The sequence below is a fragment of the Mycobacterium sp. NPDC003449 genome (assembly GCF_053588415.1).
In genome coordinates, this window is the sequence record NZ_JBSFPX010000276.1 from 1 (window position 1) to 6,963 (window position 6,963).

Annotated in this window: 8 protein-coding genes and 2 pseudogenes; 5 read left to right on the forward strand and 5 right to left on the reverse strand. The window is 64.6% G+C overall.

Annotation, left to right across the window (positions count from 1 at the left end):
- Positions 1 to 25: 25 nt before the first annotated feature.
- Positions 26 to 511: an Lrp/AsnC family transcriptional regulator gene (locus ACWDTP_RS36180; RefSeq protein WP_450028034.1), complete on the forward strand. Its 486-nt coding sequence runs from the start codon at positions 26 to 28 to the stop codon at positions 509 to 511.
- A gap of 82 nt (positions 512 to 593) precedes the next feature.
- On the opposite strand, the gene ACWDTP_RS36185 is transcribed toward ACWDTP_RS36180, so the two are convergent.
- Positions 594 to 1,448 (reverse strand): alpha/beta hydrolase, encoded by an 855-nt coding sequence (locus ACWDTP_RS36185; protein ID WP_448401236.1) that lies wholly within the window; start codon positions 1,446 to 1,448, stop codon positions 594 to 596.
- A 93-nt stretch (positions 1,449 to 1,541) separates the two neighbouring features.
- Between ACWDTP_RS36185 and ACWDTP_RS36190 the strand changes: the two genes are divergently transcribed.
- Positions 1,542 to 2,111, forward strand: coding sequence for a TetR/AcrR family transcriptional regulator (locus tag ACWDTP_RS36190; RefSeq protein ID WP_450028031.1), 570 nt, complete (start codon positions 1,542 to 1,544; stop codon positions 2,109 to 2,111).
- 116 nt (positions 2,112 to 2,227) lie between these two features.
- Complete coding sequence (locus tag ACWDTP_RS36195) at positions 2,228 to 2,428, forward strand: hypothetical protein (protein WP_448401240.1); 201 nt, start codon at positions 2,228 to 2,230, stop codon at positions 2,426 to 2,428.
- Between the two features lie 74 nt (positions 2,429 to 2,502).
- Here ACWDTP_RS36195 and mbp1 read toward each other — a convergent pair whose 3' ends face one another.
- On the reverse strand, positions 2,503 to 2,745 hold the full coding sequence (mbp1, locus tag ACWDTP_RS36200) for a microaggregate-binding protein 1 (RefSeq protein ID WP_003882647.1): 243 nt from the start codon (positions 2,743 to 2,745) through the stop codon (positions 2,503 to 2,505).
- A 213-nt stretch (positions 2,746 to 2,958) separates the two neighbouring features.
- Here mbp1 and ACWDTP_RS36205 point away from each other — a divergent pair, with 213 nt between their 5' ends.
- Positions 2,959 to 3,978: an iron-containing redox enzyme family protein gene (locus ACWDTP_RS36205; RefSeq protein ID WP_450028032.1), complete on the forward strand. Its 1,020-nt coding sequence runs from the start codon at positions 2,959 to 2,961 to the stop codon at positions 3,976 to 3,978.
- Here ACWDTP_RS36205 and ACWDTP_RS36210 read toward each other — a convergent pair.
- The 3 genes and pseudogenes from ACWDTP_RS36210 to ACWDTP_RS36220 form a co-directional block, all read right to left on the reverse strand.
- On the reverse strand, positions 3,958 to 4,197 hold the full coding sequence (locus ACWDTP_RS36210) for a CDGSH iron-sulfur domain-containing protein (RefSeq protein WP_064865238.1): 240 nt from the start codon (positions 4,195 to 4,197) through the stop codon (positions 3,958 to 3,960). The two genes, ACWDTP_RS36205 and ACWDTP_RS36210, sit on opposite strands and share 21 nt — an antisense overlap.
- On the reverse strand, positions 4,194 to 4,892 hold the full coding sequence (locus ACWDTP_RS36215) for a HemK2/MTQ2 family protein methyltransferase (RefSeq protein ID WP_450028033.1): 699 nt from the start codon (positions 4,890 to 4,892) through the stop codon (positions 4,194 to 4,196). Before ACWDTP_RS36215 ends, ACWDTP_RS36210 begins: the two co-directional genes overlap by 4 nt.
- Positions 4,893 to 4,996: 104 nt before the next feature.
- A pseudogene (locus tag ACWDTP_RS36220) lies at positions 4,997 to 6,892 on the reverse strand (catalase); the annotation flags it as partial.
- Here ACWDTP_RS36220 and ACWDTP_RS36225 point away from each other — a divergent pair.
- Positions 6,873 to 6,963 (forward strand): annotated as a pseudogene (locus ACWDTP_RS36225) (NYN domain-containing protein); the annotation flags it as partial. The pseudogenes ACWDTP_RS36220 and ACWDTP_RS36225 overlap by 20 nt on opposite strands.

Genomic DNA, 6,963 nt, shown 5'->3' on the forward strand with positions numbered 1-6,963 from the left:
GCCCACCACGCGACCGCAGCACGCCATCGCCAACCCCGGCGAAAAATCGAGGTTAGATGCTCGGATCCTCAAGGCTCTCAACGACGATCCGCGGGCCACCGTGATCGCATTGGCCGACAAAACCCGGCTCTCGCGCAACACGGTCCAGGAACGCATCAACAAATTGGAACGAGAAGGCACCCTTCGCTCGTTCGAGCGACGCATCGATCCCGGCGCACTGGGTTACCCATTGACGGCGTTCATCCTGACGCGCGTCACGCAGCGCAAGCTCGCTGCTATCGCGCGAGCGCTCGAGCAGGTTCCCGAAGTCGTCGAAGTGCAGGGACTCGGCGGTGTTACAGACCTGTTGATTCACGTGGTCGCTCGCGACGCAGACGATCTCTACCGGGCGGCTGGCCGGATACTCGACATCGAAGGTGTTGAACAGACCAACACCTCGCTGGTCATGCGGAAGCTCGTCGACTTCAGGCTGACACCGCTTCTGGAGAAGCTCGTCGAGGAAACGAAATGATCGCGTTACCCCGCTTCGCAGTTGCTCAGTTGCGCTCCGTGGCAGCGCTTTTGGGTCCGGAGAAGCGAGGATGGGCTTCGCGTTACCGGGTGCGGCAGGCCCTGAGGTAGCTGAGGAACGACGCTTGCAGGCCGGTCACGTGCGTCTCGCGCAGGATCTCGCTGGTGACCGACTTGTTGCGAGACTTGAGGCGATGAAGGACGGTGGCCGTGTTTTTCGCGAGGCTTTGGTAGACGGCCAGGTCTCCGAGAAGCTCTCTGTCGTTGAGGGTTACGTGAAGTTTGGTGGCGGGGCGGGTGTCGCCAAGCTGGTGGAGCTGGGTGAAGATTTGACTGTCTTCACCGATCACGCCGGGGCTACCGGCTCCGATGCTCTCGAAGAGGGTGCTGCCGGTGAGCCAGGTGTAGAGAGCGAAAAGTCCGCCGTAGGAGTAGCCGAAAAGTCCGTGGCCGCTTGCGGCAGTGCCGTAGTCGTGTGCGATCCGCGGATGTAGTTCCGCGGTAAGGAATCCCAGAAAATCATCGGCGTGGGTGTCGCGCAGTTCGGCGAGGTAGGCGTCAGCTTCTTCGCGTGTCCTCGCGCCCATTTCCACTCCCAGCTCCAGGGCGTCGATGAGTTCCTTGGCGATGGGCTCGCCGGGTGGCACGAAGTCTCTGTTGCGCAGCCGGTCCCAGTCCTGTGCTTCCTCACCCGCGTACCCGACGCTGACCTGGATGTAGGGCTGGATCTGCTGCATGGGATCTATCTGGGTGACGATCAGCGGAGCCGTCAGGCCCACGGCAAAGTTGCCGTCGAGCACGTACACGATGGGCGCTTGTGTTGTGGCGCGGTCGTAGTCGGGTGGCGTGGTAACCCAGATGCCGTAGTCATGCCCACCGATGGAACGCATCTCGAAGTAGTCGGTGTCCGCGAGACAGCCGTGCCACATGGCGCTCATCACAGGTCCTTCACTACTTGGCCGGCGCGCCGCGGCGCACTCAGCGGGGATTTATCCATTGGAAAAAGGTTATCCAATGGATAAGGTGTCGGAGTGACCTTGTCAAGCGCGGAAGCCAACGGCGACGCACGCGAGCGCCTTCTGGCGAGGCTTCTAGCGGCCTTCGGGGAGTCGCTTCCGTCGCCGAAGATGTCGCTGCGTGAGGTCGCCGCCCGGGCCGAGACCAGCCACGCCCTGCTGCGGTACCACTTCGGGTCGCTCTCGGGCGTCTTGGCGGCGATGCTCAAGGCGCAGCGATCTCGTGACAACGGGGTGTTTTTCGAGACCGCCCAGCACGGCACCTTCGGCGATCTCGTCGCGGCGATCTGGCAGGCCTACACTCGCCCGGAGCGGCTGTCGCGTATCCGCGGGTTCTTTCACGTCGTAGGACTTGCCGCATACAGCCCAGGGGACTTTCGTGAGTTCATCGACTCGCTCGACGACCTGACAATGATGCTGGCATCGCTCGCGGAACGCGACGGCCACGACGCCGAGGAGGCGCTGAATATGGCCACCGTGGCCGTCGCCGCGCTGCGTGGGCTGCTCTTGCGGGAAGTCCTGACTCCAGCCGGCCAGGCGGAGGACGCGGTTGCCCTGATCCTGCGCTTGACCGAGGTCCGTTGACTGGCTTTCCGAGGGACTTCTGTCCGACAACCCGGCGTCAGAGTGTCAATGATTCGGGTGAGTTCGTTACATAACGTAGCCCCGGCCTCGTCGGCGCGCGGCCTAAGGTCTGCGTTGTGCGCGACGAGAGCGCACCGCAAGAGCGTCAGTTCGTCCGTAAAGGTTGCTTCATGAGTGGTGGTGTAGAGCGGCTGCAAACTGCCATGTATATAACGCTCACGGCAGCGTTCTTGGGGCTGACACTCTCGGCTCTCGTCGCGGTCCTCGTCGCTGCCGCGCCTCTCAAGCTCTTGGCATTGATCAACAGACAAGCCTGATCGACAACTCGTCAAGCTCCGGGCGAGAGATAGCCCAACCCGCAGGGGGCTGGGCTATCTCAAACACGCCCGAATTACGGTCGCTGGTAAGCCTCTTGCCGCTTCTCGGCCGCCTTGGCTCCGGCCCGTGCCGACTCCGCCTCGGCCTCCTTCTTCGCGACGTCCTTTTGAGCATCGGCCTTGTCTTGCTGAGCTTTACCCTCGCTTACCAGATCGTCGCGACCGGTCACCGTACCTACAGCTTCCTTGGCCTTGCCCTTGACGTCTTCGACGACGGCCTTGATGCCTTCTTCAGGACCTGAGTTCTTCTCGGTCATGTCTGCCTTTCGTTTGGCGGGTTCCACGAGGCCTCGACCGACCTCTCCAAGCGCCAGCAGGATTGCCCAAACGGTGCCGTAGTAAACGGCAGCCCAGTCGGCTGCGACGCGGTTCACACTGCTGTCGGCGATTTCCCCGATGTTCCGCCGAATGCCCGGCAACCGCCCGAGCATCCCGATTACTCCGCCGCTGATCTGGGTACGTATAGCGCCGTGACTTCTGCGCCGATCCTTATCGATCCCACGCTGCCAGACCCCCGTGGCCCGTTGTCGGCTGCGGTGATCAGATTGTTGGGTGAGCGGGCGCCCTGTAACCAGCTGTCTCGCGTCGAGGCGTCGCTTGCCGACTCCGACCCGTTCGGACTCGATCTGCACCTGGCCCTCTATGTCTGCTACGAGCTGCACTACCGCGGTTTCGCCGGCGTGGACCCCGGCTGGGAGTGGGATGCCGGCCTGCTGCATTTGCGTGGGAAGTTGGAGCGGGAGTTCCTGACGGAGGTGCGGCGCGGCGTCGGCGAGATCCAGCCCGACGACACGGCGCTGGCCGAGATGGAGAAGATCTCGATCGAGCCGGTCGATGGTGAAGGTCTGTCATATCACCTGCGCGACAAGGGAACCTGGGAGCAGATGCTCGAGTACTTCGTGCACCGCTCGCTGTATCACCTCAAAGAGGGCGATCCGCACGCCTGGGCCATCCCGCGGCTGACAGGTCAGGCCAAAGCGTCGTTTGTCGCGGTGGAATTCGATGAGTTCGGCGGCGGCCGCGGGCCGCGGTTGCATCAGCAGTTGTTCGCCGACTTGATGGATGCTGCCGGCCTGGATTCGAGCTATCTCGGCTATATCGACAACGTGCCGGCCGAATCGCTGGCCGCGGTGAATCTGATGTCGCTGTTCGGTCTGCATCGCAAGCTGCGGGGCGCGGCGATCGGGCACTTCGCCTCCACCGAGATCACCTCTTCGCCGGGTTCGCGGCGGCTGGTGGAGGCCTTGCAGCGCCTCGGTGCTCCGCAGGAGTGCGTTGGGTTCTACGCCGAGCACGTGGAAGCCGACGCCGTGCACGAGCAGGTGGTGCGCACCGACGTGGTGGGCGATCTGGTGGCGCGCGAGCCTCACCTGGACACGGATGTGGTGTTCGGGATTCGAGCCCACGCCCTGGTGGAGGACCGGCTGGCCGATCACATGATGGGGCGGTGGGCCGAAGGTCGGTACTCGCTACGCCGTCCGCTGAGCTGAGTCATCGGCGCTGGTGCCGCTGCCGTTCACCCGGCATCGGCGCCGGTGGCTGGTGTCGCACAGCGGATAATCCTTGCTGCGCCGGCATGCGCAGATGGCCACCATGAAGCGGTCGGATTCCACCACCGTGCCGTCCGGCATCTCGATTCGAACGGGGCCCTGCACCATCACAGGGCCCCCTGGCACCGGCCGCACAATGCGGCGGTCGGTGCCACTCATGGCTTGTCCGCGCGGATCACGAGTAGTTCCTCCTCGCGTCGGCCAGGCTCAAGGCGCCCGGTCTCCTCTAGCCACTCCGCTCGAGAGGTCAGCACTGGGCCGAACGGAATCCACTGCCAGGCAACGATATCGGCGTCCAGGCCGGCGGCCGACAGATCGGCCAGCGTCTTGCGAGGGTTGGCGAATTCGGATTGGACCAGCAGCAGGCTGCCGCCGTCGGCGAGCAGGTCTGGCGCCGCCGCGCACAGCGGGTCCAGGACCATTCGCCCGTCGTGTCCGGCGTCCCATGCCCGCGCCGAGCCGGTCACTGTCGACAGTGCCGCGTCGTCCGGGTCGTGCGGAACATACGGCGGGTTGCAGGTGATCAGGTCGAACGGGCCGAACTCTGCGGCCTGGGCCCAGGACCCCAGGTGCACGTCGACGGCGGCGTTGTGCGCCAAGACGTTGGACCGGGCGCACCGCACGGCCCGCTGGCAGATATCGAAGGCCGCGACGGCCGACGCTCCCTGGGCGGCCGCATTGATGGCCACCACGCCGCTACCGGTGCACAGGTCGGCAACGGTCCGGCCTACCGCCAGGCCGGCCTTTTCCATCACATCGATCAACAGCTGAGAATCTTCTTGCGGGGCGTAGACACCATCTGCCACGACAATCGTGCCGATCGGGTGGGACTCCGGGTTGTATGCGGTTGTCACATCGGCCTCTCAACGGTGAAGGGTCAACACTGCCTGTGGTTAATGCCCGCTGTCGCCGCTGTTCAAACGGCTGTTCTGGTCGGTCACAGCCGAACGGCAGCGGCTTACTTTGCGCGGGCGCGCCGCGCTGCTTTCTTGGCGGGGGACCGCTTGCCCGAGACCGAAGGTGGCAGGGCGTTTTTCGACGGTGGAATGGCTGAGGCCGTGACGATGTCGGCGCGGTCCCATACCCGGTGCAGACCGAGAGCGGCCACCAGGTCGGCGGTGAACGCCTTGTCTGCCTCACTGGCCAGCAACACGCCCGGCAGGGTGCGGTCGATACCCGCGGCGTCGAGCTGAGCAACTCCGTCACCCCATGCGCCCAGTGCCTTGCAGTGACGCAGTAGTTCCTGCAACAACACGATGGCCCGGATGTCGTTGGTCGGTGCCGTACCCGCCGCGACGACGGCGGCGTCGAATTCGATCGAGCGAGCCGTGGCGAACGTGCGTTCCACCACCACCGATCGCCGCCCTGATTTGAGGGTGCCGCCGTGTGGGGCGACCACCAACGCCTGCACGCCCAGTTTGTCCAGAGACTTCGCCAGCGTCGCGATTGCGGCCAGATCCGAATTCGCATCCGCGATCACCGCGATCTTGCGGCCGGCCGCCGGTCCGGGTTCGGTCACGATCTGGGACAACGCCGGTGAGATGAGAACGTCCTTGGGCGGGTTGCCCTTCGGCGCGGGCAGACCCAGACGGGCGGCCACGGTCTGGCACAGTTCGGTGTCGACGTTGGCGAGCACGCCAAGCTCGCGTTCCTTGATGGCCTGCTCGTAGCACTTGCCGAGTTCGAAGGTGAACGCATCGGCGAGGTGGTCCTGCTCGATCTTGGTCAGGCTGCGGTAGAACATCGCTGCCTGGCTGAAGTGATCGTCGAACGATGCCGGTTGGGCGCGCTCGACGGGGCCGTCCACGGCCCGTGGGGTGGGGACGTAGGCGCCTTCGTCGGGGTCGGCGACCAAGGGTTCCCCACCGTCGATGCTGTTGGGCCGGTACGGCGCCTGGCCGGTGTGTACCGCAGTCTGATGCATGCCGTCGCGCAGCATGTCGTTGACCGGGCAGTGCGGTCGGTTGATCGGCAACTGGGTGAAGTTCGGTCCGCCCAGGCGGGTGAGCTGGGTGTCCAGATAGGAGAACAGCCGGGCTTGCATGAGCGGATCGTTGGTGACCTCGATACCGGGCACCAGGTTGCCGGTGTGAAATGCCACCTGTTCGGTCTCGGCGAAGAAGTTGGTGGGGTTACGGTCCAGCGTGAGCTTGCCGATCAACTGCACCGGAACCAGTTCCTCGGGCACGATCTTGGTCGGGTCCAGCAGGTCGATGCCCTGAAACGAGTCCGTGCCGTCGTCCGGCATCACCTGGATGCCGAGTTCGTATTCCAGTGGGGCGCCGGCCTCGATGCCGTCGGCCATGTCGCGCCGGTGAAAGTCCGGGTCCACCCCGGCGGTGATCTGCGCTTCTTCCCAGAGCAGCGAGTGCACCCCGGCGATCGGCTTCCAGTGGAACTTCACCAGGCTGGTCTCGCCCTTGGCGTCGACCAGGCGGAAGGTGTGTACGCCGAATCCCTCCATGGTGCGGAAGGACCGGGGGATGCCGCGGTCACTCATGTTCCAGAACACGTGGTGGGTGGCTTCGGTGTGCAGCGACACGAAGTCCCAGAAGGTGTCGTGCGCCGACTGTGCCTGCGGGATCTCTCGATCCGGATGGGGCTTGCCGGCGTGGATGATGTCGGGGAACTTGATGCCGTCCTGGATGAAGAACACCGGCATGTTGTTGCCGACGAGATCGAAGTTGCCCTCGTCGGTGTAGAACTTCACCGCAAAGCCACGGGTGTCACGGACGGTGTCGGCCGAACCGCGCGAGCCCAGCACGGTGGAGAACCGGCAGAAGACCTCGGTCTGCTTGCCCTTCTTGCTCAGGAAGTCTGCCTTGGTGACACCGGCAGCGGTGCTGGTGGCCTCGGCGGACGGACAGGCGTTCCGGCAACCACTGGAGGACATTGCCCGCGAAGGCACGCCCGTGCAGGTGCTTG

Coding starts and splice junctions, on each gene's coding strand:
- ACWDTP_RS36185 (WP_448401236.1), bottom strand. CDS start 1,448: ATGAGCGCCATGTGGCACGGCTGTCTCGCGGACACCGACTACTTCGAG.
- mbp1 (WP_003882647.1), bottom strand. CDS start 2,745: ATGACCGAGAAGAACTCAGGTCCTGAAGAAGGCATCAAGGCCGTCGTC.
- ACWDTP_RS36210 (WP_064865238.1), bottom strand. CDS start 4,197: ATGAGTGGCACCGACCGCCGCATTGTGCGGCCGGTGCCAGGGGGCCCT.